We start from the raw sequence: 13,348 nt of genomic DNA on the forward strand, positions 1-13,348 counted from the left end.
CGCATGGCCGACATGACCCCGCTCGAAACGATCCGCCGCCGCCTCGCGCTCAAGGTCGGCGAACATGCCGTGTTCGACGGCTGGACACGCGAGGCGGTCGATAGCGCCGCGGCCGAACTCGGGATCGATCCGGCCCAGGCCCGGCTGGCCTTCCCCAAGGACGCGCAGCACATGATCGAAGCGTGGATCAATGGTGTCGATGCGGCAATGGAGGCGCATTTCACGCCGGATGTCATCGCGGCGATGCGCGTCAGCCAGCGGATCCGGGCGATGATCTGGTTCCGTCTGGAAACGACCGGCCCGGCACGCGAGGCAGTTCGCTCGGCGCTTTCAATCCTCGCCATGCCGCAAAATGTTCCGCTGGCCCTTCGCACAGGCTGGCGCTCGGCGGACGCGATGTGGCGCCTCGCGGGTGACACGGCCACCGACTATAATCATTATTCGAAACGGCTGATCCTGTCCGGCGTCTATACGGCGACGCTGCTGACCTGGCTCGACGACCGGACGGAAGGCTGGACCGATACTGCAGCGTTCCTCGACCGCCGCCTCGGCGATGTCGCCCGGTTCGAAAAATGGAAGGCCGGCTGGGGCGACAGCGACATGCGCCGACCCAGCCTGGCCCGCTTTCTTGGGCGCCTGCGCTACCCGCCGCGCTGAGGTGGCTCTTCCCACAAGCCGATGAAATTGATAATCACTCGCAAATGACTAGCAGCCCCACGTCGCTCGACCAGCTCAAGATCGGGATGCGCGCGCGCATTTCGACGATCGACTGGGAGTCGCTCGACCATGGCGAGGCGTGCCGGTTGCGCCACTTCGGGTTCGACGAGGGCGTTGCGGTCCAACCCCTGCACCTCGGCCCGTTCGGGCGCGATCCGCTGGCGGTCCGGGTCGGCCGGATGACGGTTGCGATTCGCCGAAATCACGCCCGCGCTGTTAGCGTCATACCAGAGGCCGCATGAACCCAGTGCCTTTGGTGGCGGTCGCCGGTAATCCCAACGCCGGCAAAAGCGCCCTGTTCAATGCCCTCACCGGCGCTCGCCAAAAGGTGGGCAATTATCCCGGCGTCACCGTCGAGCGGCACGTCGGCAAGGCTCTGCTGCCGGACGGCTCACCGGTCGAACTGGTCGACCTTCCGGGTGCCTATGGCCTCGACCCGACCAGCCCTGACGAAGCGGTAACTCGGGACGTCCTGCTCGGCAAACAGAAGGGCGAACGACTTCCCAATGCGCTGCTGATCGTTGTCGATGCGTCCAACCTCGACAACCATTTGCGCTTTGCGCTGCAGTTGATCGACCTTGGCCTGCCGACGGTCGTCGCGCTCAACATGGTCGACCTCGCCAAGCGTGATGGGCTTGAGCTCGACGCGGCGAGGCTGGAAGCCGAACTTGGCGTGCCGGTCATCGAAACGGTGGCGGTTCGCAAACGTGGCCTGACCGAGGTGATGGAGCGGCTTCACGGCCTGCTGCTGGCCCCGCGCGCAATCCGCGCCGGCGATGGCCCCAGCCACGATCCGCTGAACCTGCAGCGCCGTGCGCGCGACATCGCGATGGCTGCCATCGTGAGCGAAACCCCCGTCCGGCGCATCACGCACCGCCTCGACGGCGTGCTGCTTCATCCCGCAGCCGGCCCTTTGATCCTCGCGACGATCCTGTTCATCATGTTTCAGGCGGTGTTCGCCTGGTCGGCCGTGCCCGCCGATGCGCTGGAAGCCGGAACAATGGCGCTGGGCGAAGCCATCGGCAATGCCCTGCCCGATGGTGTTCTACGGTCGCTGATCATCGACGGCATCTTCGCGGGTGTCGGCGCGGTGATCGTGTTCCTTCCGCAAATCCTGATCCTGTTCCTTTTCATACTTGTTCTGGAGTCGACCGGCTACATGGTCCGGGCGGCATTCATCATGGACCGGCTGATGAGCCATGCCGGCCTTTCCGGCCGGGCATTCATCCCGCTGCTGTCGAGCTTCGCCTGCGCGGTGCCGGGGATCATGGCGACCCGCACCATCGACGACCCCAAGGATCGGCTGACGACGATCCTCGTAGCGCCGCTGATGACCTGCTCCGCGCGACTGCCGGTATACACGCTGATCATTGCTGCCTTCATTCCGGCGCAGGAGGTTGGTTTGGGCATAGGCCTTCAGGGACTGGTACTATTCGCACTCTACCTGTCGGGCATCGTCAGCGCGCTGCTGGCCGCGATCGTGCTCAGCAAGACGGCGGTTAAAGGCGGAGGTGGTGCCTTCATGATGGAACTGCCCAAATACCAGATGCCTCGACTCGGCGACGTCGCCATCGGTCTATGGCAACGCGCGATGATCTTCCTGAAGCGTGCCGGGACGATTATCCTCTTTACCACGGTCATTCTTTGGGCGCTGGCGAGCTTCCCGCAAGCTGGGCCCGGTCAGAAGCAGTCCGACGTATCCATCGCCGGCCGCATCGCCGATGGCATTCATACCGTTGTGGCGCCAATCGGTTTCAACAAGGATATCAGCTTGGCACTGCTACCCGCCATGGCGGCCCGCGAAGTGGCGGTTGCTGCCATCGGCACGGTCTATTCGCTCGATGCCGAAGACGAGTCCAACCTCGAAACCCTCGAGCAGCGACTAGCCGGCCGGTGGAGCTTGGCGACCGCACTAGCTTTCCTCGCCTGGTTCGTCTTCGCGCCGCAATGCATCTCGACCATCGCCGTCACCCGGCGGGAAACGAACGGCTGGCGCTGGCCGCTGTTCTTGGTCACTTACCTGTTCATCCTCGCCTATCTGGCGGCCGGTGCTACCTACTGGACCGCCGTCTCGTTCGGGCTCGGTTGAGACGCTTGCCCGCTGCGCGCTCGCGGCCTAACGCTGCTCGCGCATAGCGAAAGTTGGAGAGTGACATGGCGGGCGTTAACAAGGTGATTCTGGTCGGCAACCTCGGTCAGGACCCCGAATCCCGCAGCTTCAGTAATGGCGGCGAAGTTGTAAACCTTCGCATCGCCACTTCCGAAACCTGGAAGGACCGCGACGGAAACCGGCAGGAACGGACCGAATGGCACTCGGTCGCCATTTTTAACGAAAATCTCGGCCGCGTCGCAAAGAACTACCTCCGCAAGGGCAGCAAGGTTTACATCGAAGGCCAGCTGCAGACCCGCAAGTGGCAGGACCAGTCGGGCGCCGATCGCTATACGACCGAAATCGTTCTCCAGAAATTCCGTGGTGAACTCGTGCTGCTCGACGCGCGCGGCGAGGGCGGCGGTGGCGGAAACTTCGGCAGCGGCGACGATTATGGTTCGTCGTCCGGTGGCGGTTTCGGTGGTGGTGGCTACGGCGGGGGCGGGTCCAGCTCGCGTCCGCAATCGCGTCCGCAGCCGGCGGCATTCGACACCGATCTTGACGACGACGTTCCGTTCTAAGGAGCGGAATCGCCGCTGAGTTTGCCCTTCAGGGCCGCGAGTGCAGCGAACGGGCTCGCTTCTTCCTCAGTCATGACCCCCGCGTCGCGAAGTGCCGCCTCGGCATTGGCGCTGCGGGGATAGGGGTCGAGCGCCAGTGCGAGCGTGTCGCCGATCGCCCCTCCCAGGTCGATGGCGGCGCCATCGTGAAAAATCACGTCAAGGTCGCCGCTGTCGAGCTCGACCTCCTCCTCGTCGGCCGCGCTCGGCGCGGGCGCAAAGGTCAGGTCGAAGGGTTCGTCGACATGCTGCGTAACTGGCTCCCCGGTCGCGACGCAAGCTTGGGCGAGCGATGCCTTGATCCGCCCCCGGGCGCGAATCTGCTGGCCGTCCCGGGATAGGGCAGCGTGGGCCTCGAGCCGGTCTAGCGACAAGAGGCCGAGGCGCTGGGCAACGGCGGCGCACTCCGCTTCGTCGGCAACCAGGTCGACCCGGTCACCGTCGCGGATTCGGTCGAGTTGCAGCCGGTGGCAAAAATCGATCATCCGAAGTGGCCCCGGATGACGTTTCGGTCGCTTTGTCCGTTCAGACCCTCGTTGAACCGCCGCAGAGACTCCGTGGCAAAAGTCAGCGCGGTTTCGGCGGGCGGCAGTGAGTCTCGATAAACGCTGAACCGGACGGCATCGTCCCATGCGCCGTTACCGGCCCGCGCGTCGCGCCAGCGGTCGACCCTGCTGGCGAGGGCGCCGACCATGCCTCGCACCTGCTTGCCGATCGACGGATCGCCAAACCCTTCCTCGCGCATTTGCGCGTCCATGTCGGAAATAAAGCTTTCGGTCAGGGCAACGGAGTGGCGCACAGCTTCCTCGTCGCCCTCCTCCAGACGAAGGATCGCCAAGGCGACCAAGCTGGCTAGCACCGCGAATCGCCCGTCCATAGAGTCCGCGACCGCACCCTCGCGATACCAGGCCGGCTGGCGCGCCTCGGCGACAATGGCGTGATACAGCGCTCCGGCATCGGCTCCTTTCGGGCGCAGCATTGCCATGATCGAGCGCATCGCATTTCTCCTTTCGCCGAGACTCGGCTTGCGTGAGCGGCAAGGGTCCGCATATTGGGCCTTCGCGGGCTCTTGATAGGCCTCGCCGGTCGCAGAAGGAAGATTGAATGGCCAAGCGGACTGTTGCAGCGATTGTCGGACTGGGGCTGGCGCTTTCCGCGTGCGCGGGCATTCGCGACCATAAGGGCTTCGTGATCGACCAGACGTTGGCCGACGGTATCCAGGTCGGTGTCGACAACAAGGACTCTGTGGCGAAGACGCTCGGACGTCCGACGTTTACCGGCCAGTTCGATCCCAACGACTGGTATTATGTGTCTCGCAACACTGCGCAGCTGGCGTTCCGCGATCCCAAGGTCACCGACCAGACCGTGCTTCGCGTCCAGTTCGACCAGGCGGGCAATGTCGCTGCGGTCAGCAAGACTGGCAAGGAAATGATCGCATCGGTCGACCCCTCGGGTGATAAGACGCCGACGCTGGGCCGCAAGCGCAGCTTCTTCGACGAGCTGTTCGGCAACATCGGCTCGATTTCGCAGCCTGGCCTGCCCGGTTCGCAGCAGTAACAGGATTGGCCTCGACGGGGCGGCGCGCTAAGCCGTCCCCATGACCGCGACCCCTGCCGGCATGACCTATGCCGATTATCTGCAGCTCGATACATTGCTGTCGGCACAGCACCCGATCAGCGACCTGCATGACGAAATGCTGTTCGTCATCATCCATCAGGCCAAGGAACTCTGGCTGAAGCAGATGCTGCACGAAGTGGGCCTCGCCTGTTCACTCGTGCGCCAGGACAGGTTCGCGGAAGCCTATAAGGCTCTATCACGGGTCAGCCGCATACAGACGGTGATGACGCTCTCTTGGGACGTGCTCGCGACGCTAACGCCGGTCGATTACAGCGCCTTTCGTGATGTGTTAGGTACCTCGTCCGGATTCCAGTCGGCGCAGTTTCGCGAACTCGAATATCGGCTCGGCATCAAGGATCCGAAGTTCCTCAACTTCTACGAAGGCGGAACCGAAGGACGCGCCCGGCTCGAACGTGCGCTGGCAGAGCCATCGCTGTGGGACGAGGCCAATGCGGCGCTGGCACGCGCCGGCCTCGGGACGAGCGGCGAAGAGGCGATTAAGAATGGCTGGCTGGAGATCTACCGGCGGCCGGAGGAATTCTTCGGTCTCTACCAGCTAGCCGAAAAGCTGGTCGACCTCGACGATGCGCTTGCTGCCTGGCGGCACAAGCACATGCTGACTGTCGAACGGATCATCGGCTTCAAGAAGGGAACGGGTGGATCGGCTGGCGCCGCCTATCTGGCTTCCACTCTGACCAAGCGCGCCTTTCCCGAACTCTGGTCGCTAAGGACGGAATTGTGAGAGGGATTGGGCTTTGACATTCAAGCCGCTCTTTTCGAAGAGCCTGTCCGCCGCACCCGACCGCCTCCACTTCGCCGCGCACAGCCATCACCTGTGGCCGGACGCGTCGTTCGAGGGCCAGGTTGAATGCTGGGAAGATGCTGCCCGGCTCGCCGATGTGAAATGGGCCCGAGTGATGGGGGAGGTCTGGCCCGAGGCGCAGGCCCACGTCGCGGACGAACTCGGCAGTGGCGACCCATCGGCGATCCTCTTTTCTGCCAACACGCACGACTTTTTGATCCGTCTGGCTGCGGCCTGTCCGCGCGGTGCCGACGGCCCGTTGCGCGTGCTGATGAGCGACGGCGAATTCCATTCGGCCCGGCGCCAGATGGCGCGCTGGGTCGAGTCAGGCGAAATTTCGCTGAGCAGGGTCACAGCTGAGTCCTTCGACGACTTCGCGGAGCGTTTCCTTGCCGCCGCTCAATCGGGCGAAGCTGACCTTATCCTGGTTAGCCATGTTCTGTTCAACAGCGGCCGGATGTTCGACCGGCTTGCGGAACTAGCCCAACTCTCCCGGCCTGGCGGCCCGTGGGTGGTCATCGACGGCTATCATGCCTTCATGGCTATTGACCGGCCGATCGACGCGCAGGTGGCCGCGTCTGTTTTTTACCTAGGCGGCGGCTATAAATATGCGATGGCCGGCGAAGGCATGGGCTTCATGCACTGCCCACCCGGTTTCGGCCCTCGCCCGCCGCTCACCGGCTGGTACGCGGAGTTCGACGATCTCACGCTGCCGCCCGGGATGGTCGGGTACGCGAAGGATGCAATGCGTTTCATGGGCGCGACCTTTGACCCGTCAGCGCTGTATCGCTTCAATGCCATTCGACGAATGCTCGGCGCAAACGGCATTACCACCAAGCGACTGGCCGCCCGTGTTGCGGGGCTTCAGGAAATGCTGCTGGACCGGCTGTCGGGCACCGCGCTGGGCAGTGCCGAACTGCTTAATCCGCCGAGCGGCGAGCGCCATGCCCGCTTCTTCGCGCTGCGCAGTCCGAATGCACAACGCTGGTGCGCAGAATTGAAGGAGCAGGGGTGCATAACCGACGTGCGCGGGGATGTGCTGCGCATCGGTTTCGGCCTCTACCACGATGAGGAAGACGTCGAGACCTTCGCTGCGCTAGCGGGCCGCCTAGCCTAGCTCTCCAATCCCTTGCGTAGCATCGCGTTCGCATGGTCCGCGACTTCGTCAGCGTCCTCGTGGCTCCACACGCCAAAGCGCAGGCCGAGAAAAACGTTCATCCCCATAAGCGCCCATGCGCGCACTTCGTTGGCGAGGTCGCCATCGTCGCGTAGTTCGCCTTTTGAGGTTGCGGCGGCAAGCCGCGCGGCAATGCGCTCGGCGGTGGTTTCATAATGGGTTCGAAAGCCCTGCGGGTCGACGAACTCGGCCTCGTCGATAATTCGGTAAACTTCCTTGTGATCAACGACGAAGCGTAGGTAGGATGCGAGCGCGAGCCGCTCGACATCCAGCCCGTCGGTCGCGCCTTCGATGGCCGGGGCGACATGGTCGCGGACCTGGCTCGACATGTCGCGGACCAGTGCGGCGAACACCGCCTCCTTGCTGTCGAAGTACGTGTAGAAAGTACCCAGCGCGACCCGCGCCCGCCGCGTGATCCCGACGATCGAGCTTTCGTGAAATCCCCGCTGCCCGAATTCTGCGAGCGCTGCGTCCAGAATTTTGCGAAGCGTCTTTTCTCCCCGCGCAGTGCGCGGCGCCTTGCCCTTACTGGCAGGGGAGGGCGGGCGAGCCATCGGCTCAACCGCTAGCGCCGCCGTGGCGCGAATGTCCATCTTTGCCCCCATTTGACTGCCATTATTCCATAAGTTGAAACCCGGTTCAACTTTCATTATGGCTACGATCAAAGGCACCAGACCGGACAGCACCGGCACGCCTGCAATGGGGAGGAAATTCATGTCGATTCGCACCATCAGTGCATCCCGCGCGCTCCTGCTCGCCGGGATTGCCGCCAGCGCTGCCATGCCGGTTCAGGCCGTTGCGCAAGGTCAGGAACAGCCCGCGGGCGACGCCAACGCCGCCGCCGAGCAGGTCGAAGCCGAGATCAGCGAAACCGGCGACATCGTCGTCACCGCGCGTCGCCGCGCGGAATCGCTCCAGGACGTTCCGATTGCAGTGACTGCCTTCAGCGGCGAGCAGCTGGAGCAGGAAGGCGCGATTGATATCACCGACATCGGCGACACCGCTCCGAACGTCACCCTCGAGGCATCGCGCGGCACGAACTCCACGCTTACCGCGTTCATCCGCGGCATCGGCCAGCAGGATCCGGTTGCTGGGTTCGAACAGGGCGTCGGCATCTATCTCGACGACGTTTATCTTAACCGTCCGCAGGGAGCGGTTCTCGACATTTACGACGTGGAACGGATCGAGGTGCTGCGCGGTCCGCAGGGCACGCTGTACGGCCGCAATACCATCGGCGGCGCGATCAAATATGTCACGCGTCGGCTGCCTAACCGTCCGGATCTGCGCGCCCGCGGCACTGTCGGCACCTATGGTCAGATGGACGGCGTTCTAACCGCCTCCTATCCCGTCGCCGACATGTTCCGTATCGGCGCGTCCGTCGCGCGGCTGCACCGGGACGGATTCGGCACTAACTTCACGACCGGTGACGACAACTATAACAAGGACGTGATCGCGGGGCGCATCTCGGCCGAAATCGGCAATGACGGCAGCGCCCTGCTGCGCCTTAGCGCGGACTATACCAAGGACACTAGCAACACTCGTGGCGGCCATCGCCTGATAACTAGCCTGCAGACTGGGCAGGAGCCGCTGGACGGCGTTTTCAACTCGCGCGGCGCGCTGCTCGACCCGAAGCAGAAGGTGATCTCGAAGGGCGTCGCCGCGCACGGCCAGGTCGAAGTCGCCGACGGGCTTCGCCTGAAGTCGATTACCTCCTTCCGCAAGGACAACAGCGCGACGCCAATCGACTTTGACGCGCTTGCGCAGGTCGATGTCGACGTTCCCGCGGTCTACAAGAACAAGCAGTTCAGCCAAGAAGTGCAGCTGGAGGTCGACAAGGGCCCGCTCAGCGGCGTCGTCGGCGCCTATTACCTGAACGCAGACGCCTACACTGCCTTCGACGTTCGTCTCTATACGTCGTTGCCGCTAGTCTTGCCCGGCCTGACCGCGCTGACGCAGGGTGATGTTGGCACGAAGACGTGGGCCGTCTTCGGCGATTTCTCATATGAGATCTCGCCGCAGTTCGCCGTCTCCGTTGGCGCGCGTTACACCGTCGACCGCCGCCATGCTGAGGTGCTGCGCGAGTCCTATATTCTCGGCGGATCGCCAGAATTCGGCAGCGCGCCGCCGTTCGACACCGATGCGTTCGATCCCGTTCGGATCGCGACCACGTCCGACTTCGAGGGCAAGCGCAAGGACACGGCCTTCACGCCGCGCGTCTCGGTCAGCTTCAAGCCGAACGACAACCATCACCTCTACGCCAGTTTCTCCAAGGGCTTCAAAGGCGGCGGCTTCGATCCACGTGGCCAGTCGGCATCTGCCCCGGACCTCGATGGCAACGGCACGGTTACGCCCGAAGAGCGCTACGAATATATGGATTTCGATCCTGAAAAGGTCACTAGCTACGAACTTGGCTGGAAGGCTAGCCTGCTCGACAAGCGCGTGTTCACCAGCTTGGCGCTGTTTCACGCCGATTATAAAAACCTGCAGATCCCCGGTTCGATCGGATGTGTCGTCGCCGGCGTTCCCAGCTTCTGCGGCGCGACGACAAACGCTGCCCGCGCCCGGATCCAAGGCGTCGAATTCGAAGGCGATGCGCGCCTCTTCGGCAATCCGGGAGGTGCGCGCATGAACTTCGGCTGGTCGGTCGGCTACCTCGATTCCAGATTCAAGAAGTATATCGGCGCTGGCGGCATCGACTTCGCGGACGACCGCAAGATTCAGAACACGCCCAAGTGGACCGGCAGCGGCACGCTCCGCTACGCCTCGCCGCTCTACGACGGCGACCTGACCTTGTCGTCGACGCTGAGCTATCGCAGCAAGAGTCAGCAGTTCGAGGTTCCCACGCCGACGCTCGATCAGAAGGGCTTCGCGCTCCTCGACGCCAGCGCGGTCTACGAGCTGCCGGGCGGCCACTGGACGGTCGGCCTGCACGGCAAAAACCTCACCAACAAGAAGTACATCACGGCCGGCTATAACTTCCTCGCGCAGAACGCGAACACGGGAGAGTTCCTGACCAACCCGGTCACCGGCAATTACATACCTACGCTGGGCACCGAGGGTGTGCTGACGGCCTATTACGGCAATCCGCGCCAAATCATGTTCACCGTCGGCTACAAGATGTAGTTTCCCCGGCACGGGGCGCTGGCAATCGCTGGCGCCCCGTGCCACCCCTTTCTCCATGACCGCTTCCGACGCCCCCGCACCTACTCAGTCGCTTCAGCGCCGGGTGCTTGCTCTGCTCCTGCTGGGCTATGTATTCAATTTTCTCGACAGGCAGATCCTGTCGATCCTCGCCATCCCCATCCAGAAGGACCTGCAGCTCACCAATGAGCAGCTGGGGCTGATGGGCGGCATCGCCTTTGCGGCGCTTTATTCGACGCTGGCCATCCCGATCGCGCGCTTCGCCGACCGCGGCCGCCGCGTTGCCACCATCTCGGTCGCCATCACCGTGTGGAGCGGTTTTACCGCGCTGTGTGGGGCGGCGAACGGCTTCTGGCAGCTGTTCCTAGCGCGCATGGGCGTCGGCATTGGCGAGGCGGGCGGGGTCGCACCAAGCTACGCCCTGATCGCCGACTATTTCCCGCCCTCGCGGCGCGCACGCGCGCTCGCCATCTTCTCGCTGGGCATTCCGATCGGTTCGGCGCTCGGCCTGTTTTTCGGCGGTTGGATCGCGACCGAGCTCAATTGGCGCTGGGCCTTCGCCATCATCGGCCTAGTCGGCATTCCCGTCGCCTTCGCCATTCGCAGGTTCATTCCCGAACCCACGCTGGGCGCGCTGGACGCGGCGCCGGTGCAAGCCGGGGAACAACAACCGAGCTTCGGCGCCGTCTTTGCGCTCCTCGCCCGCAAGCCTAGCTTTTGGCTGCTCTCCTTCGGCGCCGCGTCGGGCTCGATCTGCGGCTATGGCCTCGGTTTCTGGCTGCCCAAGTTCATCACCGAAAGCCTCGGCCTGCCGCTGACCCAACTCGGCGTCTATTTCGGCATTATCGTGCTGATCGGTGGAATCCTCGGTATCTGGCTCGGCGGGGTGTTGGGCGACAAGCTCGGGGGCGCGCGCCCCGGCGCCTACGCGCTTGTGCCCGGTATCGCCTTCCTACTGGCTGCGCCGCTTTATGCGTCGGCGTTCCTCAACGAGAATCTGGCGCTGGGGGTGATCCTCTACATCCTGCCATATATGCTCTCGCTCGCCTGGCTGGGGCCGGTCGTCAATGCGGTCCAGCATCTTGTCCCGCCGTCGATGCGCGGGACGGCTTCGGCCAGTATGCTGCTCATCAATAACCTCATCGGCATCGGCTTCGGCGTCTATTTCTTCGGGAAGCTGACCGACATGCTCGCCCCTTCTCAGGGTGAAAATGCGCTCTACATCGCGCTGAACCTCGGCCTTGGTTTCTACGTTCTGGCCGGCATTCTGATGATTGGCGCATCGCTGACGCTGAAACGCGACTGGTATCGCGCCTCCTAAGCTGAACGCCCCATAAACGCCGGAACGCGCGCCATCGTGAGCCGTTAGAGGGGGTTCGAAAGGAGATTTTCCATGACCAAGTGGATGCTAGCCGCCGGCGCGGCCGCTCTGGCGATCGTTTCGCCCGCCCTCGCCGAGAAGGGCGGCCACGGGGGCGGAAAGGGACATGGCGGCGGTCAGTCCGCCAAGGCTGAACGCGGTGGCGGCGGAGGTGGCCAGAAGGTCGAACCTCGCGGCGGCGAACGCGCCATGCGCGCACCGCAACGTACGGAGCGCCAGCGCTTGGCCCAACGCGACGACCGCCCAGCTAAGGCGCAGCGTGTCGAGCGCCGCGACAACGATAACCGCCGCACGCGACTGGCGCGGGCGGAAAATGATCGTGGGAAGGACCGTCGCGTCGAGATCCGTACCGACCGGCCAAACCGCGACATCCGCATCTTGAATAGGGATGACCGTCGCGACCGCGATGTCCGTTTAGTCAGCTGGGATCGCGATCGTATTGACGGCGTCCGCTTTGTCCCACGCTGGAATGACAAGGGCCTCGTCCGCGGTTTTGCCGATGGCTGTCCTCCGGGCCTTGCCAAGAAGGGCAACGGCTGCATGCCGCCGGGCCAAGCGAAAAAGCTGGTCGGAACGGCGCTACCAACGGCATTGATGGGCAGCATGCTCAATGGTCCGTACCGCAATTGGTATCGGGACAATGACGATTATCTCTATCGTTGGGACGACGATTATATCTATCGCGTCCGCCGCGACGGTGGGCTGATCGACGCCTTCTTCCCGTACCAGAACCAGGATTATTATTATTATCCGGTCGGGATGCAGTATCCGGACTATTACAATTACTACAATGTCCCGTACCAGTATCAGTCGTATTATCCGGACGGCGGCGATTATTTGTACCGCTATGGCGACGGCGCAATCTATCAGGTCAATCCGTCGACCGGACTGATTTCTGGCATCGCGGCACTGCTTACCGGCGATCCATTCGCGGTCGGGCAACCGCTTCCGTCGGCATACAGCGTGTACAACGTGCCGTTCGGCTACCGCGATCGCTACTACGACACTGCGGACAACTGGTACCGTTACAATGATGGCTACATCTACCAAGTCGACCCGACGACGCAGCTGATCACCGCGGTGATCAACGCGCTCGTCTAACCGACCAAGATGAAAACGCCGCGCGACGGTCAGAAGGCTGCCGCGCGGCGCCGCTCATTCAACAGGGAAGGACCACCATGCCCCTGAACAAGCTGACCACCTCCATCGTCCTTGCTGCCATTCTCGCGCTAGGTGCCTGCAACGACAAGGCCGCCGACAACCCTGCCCCGAAATCGGAAGCCGCGAAGGATGCCGCCGGTGATGCGACAATCGCGTCGGGCCTCGCCGACGCTACCAAGTTCGCCGCCGCCGCGAAGCAGGCCGGGCTCGATGCTACGCTGGCGGGTCCTGGACCCTATACCGTCCTCGTTCCGATCGACGCGGGTTTCGACAAGCTACCTGCGGGCGCACTCGATACGCTGATGAAGGAGGATGCCCGTGCCGAACTGACCGGCGTCCTTACCTATCACATCCTGCCGGGCGCGATTCTCGCGACCGACATCGACAAGGCAATTCAGGCCGGTGGCGGCAAGGCGCTGTTGCCGACCATGGCGGGCGGCACGCTGACCGCGAGCAAGGAAGGCAATGCCATCATCATCTCCGACAGCGCGGGGACAAAGGCGCGGGTCGTCTCCGGCGACGAGAAAAAGTCAAATGGGGTCATCCACCGCGTAGATGCGGTGCTTATGCCCAGCTAGTCGAATCGCCCGGCCCTCGCGTCATTTGTCGCGGGGGCTGATTTTCGTGCCCGTTTTGCACTTCC

14 protein-coding genes are annotated in these 13,348 nt (G+C 63.4%); 11 read left to right on the forward strand and 3 right to left on the reverse strand.

What is annotated here, in order from left to right; translation table 11 throughout:
• Positions 1 to 3 precede the first annotated feature (3 nt).
• From D3M59_RS06465 to ssb, 4 genes are all read left to right on the forward strand, one after another.
• The gene (locus D3M59_RS06465; protein WP_119532633.1) at positions 4 to 657 is read left to right on the forward strand and encodes a COQ9 family protein; all 654 of its coding nucleotides are present in this window, start codon (positions 4 to 6) and stop codon (positions 655 to 657) included.
• Positions 658 to 701: 44 nt separating this feature from the next.
• Entirely contained in the window at positions 702 to 959 is a 258-nt protein-coding gene (locus tag D3M59_RS06470; RefSeq protein WP_119532635.1) for a FeoA family protein, read from the forward strand.
• Positions 956 to 2,806 (forward strand): ferrous iron transporter B, encoded by a 1,851-nt coding sequence (feoB, locus tag D3M59_RS06475; protein ID WP_119532637.1) that lies wholly within the window; start codon positions 956 to 958, stop codon positions 2,804 to 2,806. Before D3M59_RS06470 ends, feoB begins: the two co-directional genes overlap by 4 nt.
• Before the next feature lie 65 nt (positions 2,807 to 2,871).
• The gene (gene ssb, locus D3M59_RS06480) at positions 2,872 to 3,387 is read left to right on the forward strand and encodes a single-stranded DNA-binding protein (RefSeq protein ID WP_119532639.1); all 516 of its coding nucleotides are present in this window, start codon (positions 2,872 to 2,874) and stop codon (positions 3,385 to 3,387) included.
• Here the strand turns inward: ssb and D3M59_RS06485 are convergent.
• Together D3M59_RS06485 and D3M59_RS06490 are read right to left on the reverse strand one after the other, a co-directional pair.
• Positions 3,384 to 3,911 (reverse strand): YceD family protein, encoded by a 528-nt coding sequence (locus D3M59_RS06485; protein ID WP_119532641.1) that lies wholly within the window; start codon positions 3,909 to 3,911, stop codon positions 3,384 to 3,386. The two genes, ssb and D3M59_RS06485, sit on opposite strands and share 4 nt — an antisense overlap.
• Positions 3,908 to 4,423: a ubiquinol-cytochrome C chaperone family protein gene (locus D3M59_RS06490; RefSeq protein ID WP_119532643.1), complete on the reverse strand. Its 516-nt coding sequence runs from the start codon at positions 4,421 to 4,423 to the stop codon at positions 3,908 to 3,910. The genes D3M59_RS06485 and D3M59_RS06490 overlap by 4 nt, the downstream gene beginning before the upstream one ends.
• Before the next feature lie 107 nt (positions 4,424 to 4,530).
• Between D3M59_RS06490 and D3M59_RS06495 the strand changes: the two genes are divergently transcribed.
• The 3 genes from D3M59_RS06495 to D3M59_RS06505 are packed head-to-tail and all read left to right on the forward strand — an operon-like array spanning position 4,531 to position 6,962.
• Positions 4,531 to 4,983: an outer membrane protein assembly factor BamE gene (locus tag D3M59_RS06495; RefSeq protein WP_119532645.1), complete on the forward strand. Its 453-nt coding sequence runs from the start codon at positions 4,531 to 4,533 to the stop codon at positions 4,981 to 4,983.
• Positions 4,984 to 5,023: 40 nt separating this feature from the next.
• Positions 5,024 to 5,785 (forward strand): tryptophan 2,3-dioxygenase, encoded by a 762-nt coding sequence (locus D3M59_RS06500; protein ID WP_119532647.1) that lies wholly within the window; start codon positions 5,024 to 5,026, stop codon positions 5,783 to 5,785.
• A gap of 13 nt (positions 5,786 to 5,798) precedes the next feature.
• The gene (locus D3M59_RS06505; RefSeq protein ID WP_119532649.1) at positions 5,799 to 6,962 is read left to right on the forward strand and encodes an aminotransferase class V-fold PLP-dependent enzyme; all 1,164 of its coding nucleotides are present in this window, start codon (positions 5,799 to 5,801) and stop codon (positions 6,960 to 6,962) included.
• Here D3M59_RS06505 and D3M59_RS06510 read toward each other — a convergent pair.
• On the reverse strand, positions 6,959 to 7,576 hold the full coding sequence (locus D3M59_RS06510; RefSeq protein ID WP_119532917.1) for a TetR/AcrR family transcriptional regulator: 618 nt from the start codon (positions 7,574 to 7,576) through the stop codon (positions 6,959 to 6,961). The two genes, D3M59_RS06505 and D3M59_RS06510, sit on opposite strands and share 4 nt — an antisense overlap.
• Before the next feature lie 160 nt (positions 7,577 to 7,736).
• Between D3M59_RS06510 and D3M59_RS06515 the strand changes: the two genes are divergently transcribed.
• The 4 genes from D3M59_RS06515 to D3M59_RS06530 all read left to right on the forward strand — a co-directional run bounded on the left by D3M59_RS06515 (position 7,737) and on the right by D3M59_RS06530 (position 13,283).
• On the forward strand, positions 7,737 to 10,145 hold the full coding sequence (locus tag D3M59_RS06515; protein ID WP_233543158.1) for a TonB-dependent receptor: 2,409 nt from the start codon (positions 7,737 to 7,739) through the stop codon (positions 10,143 to 10,145).
• A 55-nt stretch (positions 10,146 to 10,200) separates the two neighbouring features.
• Positions 10,201 to 11,484: a spinster family MFS transporter gene (locus D3M59_RS06520; RefSeq protein WP_119532651.1), complete on the forward strand. Its 1,284-nt coding sequence runs from the start codon at positions 10,201 to 10,203 to the stop codon at positions 11,482 to 11,484.
• Between the two features lie 72 nt (positions 11,485 to 11,556).
• Positions 11,557 to 12,645, forward strand: coding sequence for a hypothetical protein (locus tag D3M59_RS06525; RefSeq protein ID WP_119532653.1), 1,089 nt, complete (start codon positions 11,557 to 11,559; stop codon positions 12,643 to 12,645).
• 77 nt (positions 12,646 to 12,722) lie between these two features.
• Positions 12,723 to 13,283 (forward strand): fasciclin domain-containing protein, encoded by a 561-nt coding sequence (locus D3M59_RS06530; RefSeq protein WP_119532655.1) that lies wholly within the window; start codon positions 12,723 to 12,725, stop codon positions 13,281 to 13,283.
• Positions 13,284 to 13,348 lie beyond the last annotated feature (65 nt).

Origin of the sequence: Sphingomonas edaphi (genome assembly GCF_003583725.1) — a bacterium.
GTDB lineage: Bacteria > Pseudomonadota > Alphaproteobacteria > Sphingomonadales > Sphingomonadaceae > Sphingomicrobium > Sphingomicrobium edaphi.

Coding starts and splice junctions, on each gene's coding strand:
- D3M59_RS06465 (WP_119532633.1), top strand. CDS start 4: ATGGCCGACATGACCCCGCTCGAAACGATCCGCCGCCGCCTCGCGCTC.
- D3M59_RS06470 (WP_119532635.1), top strand. CDS start 702: ATGACTAGCAGCCCCACGTCGCTCGACCAGCTCAAGATCGGGATGCGC.
- feoB (WP_119532637.1), top strand. CDS start 956: ATGAACCCAGTGCCTTTGGTGGCGGTCGCCGGTAATCCCAACGCCGGC.
- ssb (WP_119532639.1), top strand. CDS start 2,872: ATGGCGGGCGTTAACAAGGTGATTCTGGTCGGCAACCTCGGTCAGGAC.
- D3M59_RS06485 (WP_119532641.1), bottom strand. CDS start 3,911: ATGATCGATTTTTGCCACCGGCTGCAACTCGACCGAATCCGCGACGGT.
- D3M59_RS06490 (WP_119532643.1), bottom strand. CDS start 4,423: ATGCGCTCGATCATGGCAATGCTGCGCCCGAAAGGAGCCGATGCCGGA.
- D3M59_RS06495 (WP_119532645.1), top strand. CDS start 4,531: ATGGCCAAGCGGACTGTTGCAGCGATTGTCGGACTGGGGCTGGCGCTT.
- D3M59_RS06500 (WP_119532647.1), top strand. CDS start 5,024: ATGACCGCGACCCCTGCCGGCATGACCTATGCCGATTATCTGCAGCTC.
- D3M59_RS06510 (WP_119532917.1), bottom strand. CDS start 7,576: ATGGCTCGCCCGCCCTCCCCTGCCAGTAAGGGCAAGGCGCCGCGCACT.
- D3M59_RS06515 (WP_233543158.1), top strand. CDS start 7,737: ATGTCGATTCGCACCATCAGTGCATCCCGCGCGCTCCTGCTCGCCGGG.
- D3M59_RS06520 (WP_119532651.1), top strand. CDS start 10,201: ATGACCGCTTCCGACGCCCCCGCACCTACTCAGTCGCTTCAGCGCCGG.
- D3M59_RS06525 (WP_119532653.1), top strand. CDS start 11,557: ATGACCAAGTGGATGCTAGCCGCCGGCGCGGCCGCTCTGGCGATCGTT.
- D3M59_RS06530 (WP_119532655.1), top strand. CDS start 12,723: ATGCCCCTGAACAAGCTGACCACCTCCATCGTCCTTGCTGCCATTCTC.